Source organism: Kitasatospora sp. MBT63 (assembly GCF_000710465.2).
Taxonomy (GTDB): domain Bacteria; phylum Actinomycetota; class Actinomycetes; order Streptomycetales; family Streptomycetaceae; genus Kitasatospora.
Window position 1 is genome coordinate 44,161 of record NZ_JAIZ01000582.1, and the last position, 1,593, is coordinate 45,753.

Annotated in this window: 2 protein-coding genes; one reads left to right on the forward strand and one right to left on the reverse strand. The window is 75.7% G+C overall.

Annotated features, from left to right (window positions below; genetic code table 11):
- Positions 1 to 305 precede the first annotated feature (305 nt).
- A complete protein-coding gene (locus tag AA75_RS30675) occupies positions 306 to 626 on the forward strand; it encodes a GYD domain-containing protein (protein ID WP_033823565.1) in 321 nt (106 codons plus the stop codon).
- A 70-nt stretch (positions 627 to 696) separates the two neighbouring features.
- Here the strand turns inward: AA75_RS30675 and AA75_RS30680 are convergent, their stop codons facing one another.
- Positions 697 to 1,335 carry a hypothetical protein gene (locus AA75_RS30680; RefSeq protein ID WP_051813791.1) on the reverse strand — a complete coding sequence of 213 codons (639 nt, stop codon included), beginning with the start codon at positions 1,333 to 1,335 and terminating at the stop codon, positions 697 to 699.
- Between the last annotated feature and the right edge of the window lie 258 nt (positions 1,336 to 1,593).

A 1,593-nucleotide genomic window follows, 5' to 3' on the forward strand; every position in this document is an offset into this window, starting at 1 on the left:
GGCGGGGTGGGCGAACCGTCCGGAACCGGGGCAAGTCGCTCGGCCGGCGGTCCGTCGGGCCCCACTGTGGGTGATGGCGACCGGTGGCGGGAACTGTCGGTACCCACAAGCCGCCGGGCGCCCGCGGCCGGGCGGTGGGTGGGATGCCACGGACCGGCGCGCGCCGCGGTCCGCCGGCGCCGGCCGACCCGCCGGTCTGCGCCGGTCTGCGCCGTTCGGGGGCTTGCGGTGTGCGGTGCGGTGCGCGGTGCAGGATCGTGGAAAGGTCGCCGCGCCCGCGGCGCTTCGCAGGATGGGAGACCGAGATGCCGAAGTACCTGGTCCGGGCCGGCTACACCGCTCAGGGCGCCGAGGGGCTGCTCTCCGACGGCGGTACCGGCCGGGTGGAGGCGGTCCGCAGGGTGGTCGCCTCGTGCGGCGGCACGCTGGAGTGGCTGGCCTTCGCCTTCGGCGAGGAGGACCTGTACTGCGTGATCGAGCTGCCGGACGAGGAGTCGATGGCGGCCATCTCGATGACGGTCCGGGCGAGCGGCGCGCTGCAGTCCAGCGTGGTGCAGCTGCTCACCCCGGAGCAGATCGACGCCGCCGCCCGGCTGACCGTCGACTTCCGGGCGCCGGGCGCCTGACGGTCCGGGCATCTGACGGCCGGGACGTCCGGCGGATCGGGCACCTGACGGTCCGGGCGCCGGCGTCCCGTCAGAGCGCCTCCAGCTCCGCCGCGCGGCGCAGGTCCTTGGGGCGGCCGATCGCCCGGCGCATCCGGATCAGGTCCTCCCGGCGCAGGTAGTGGACCTCGGTGCCGTCGGGGGCGGTGGCGGTCACCGCGCGGGCCAGGAACTCCTCCACCGGCAGGCCCCCCCAGGGGAGCGCGGGGGTGCAGCAGTCGCCGCCGGCGGTGGGGGCGGCGAAGTCGAGTTTCCGTTCGGCGAAGGCGGCCGGGCCGGGTTCGAGCGGTGTGCCGTCCTCGCCGGTCAGCCGGGCGCCGACCGCGGCGAACGCGGCGGCGAGGGCGGGCGCCTGGGCGGGGCTGCCGTCCCAGAGCAGGTCGAGGTCGCCGGTCAGTTCGGTCGAGCCGTGCAGGATGCCGGCCACCTGGCCGATCACCACGGCCCGGGCACCGGCCCGGTGCACCGCGGTGAGCAGCGGGAACGGGTCGAAGCCGAGGGCGCCGTCGGTGGCGAAGGTCCCGGCGGTGTCGTCGGCGTCATCGTGGGTGAGGCCGGTGGCGGCCCGGCCGGCGGTGAGTTCCCGGGTGCGTCGGACGGCGGCGTGCAGGCGGTCGAGGGCGTGCCGGCCTTGGGGGGCGTGCCGGCCTTCGGGGGCGTCGTCGGTCATCCGCCCATCCAACACCGGTGCCGCGCGGGGGCGCACCCTGATTCGGGGCCGGGTCGGTGGTCGGTCAGGGCGACGGAGCCGACGGTGGCGGCGTCGGTGGTGCGCGGCAGCCGTTGATCGTTCGGTACGGCGTCATCCTGGCATGTCGGGCTGGGTGGTGACCGGCGGGCGGGGCGAAAGCTGGACGCACCCTGGACGAATCCTGTCCTGGACATGTAAAAACTCTGTCCAACACCTCGTCAAGCGTTCGGTCGCCGC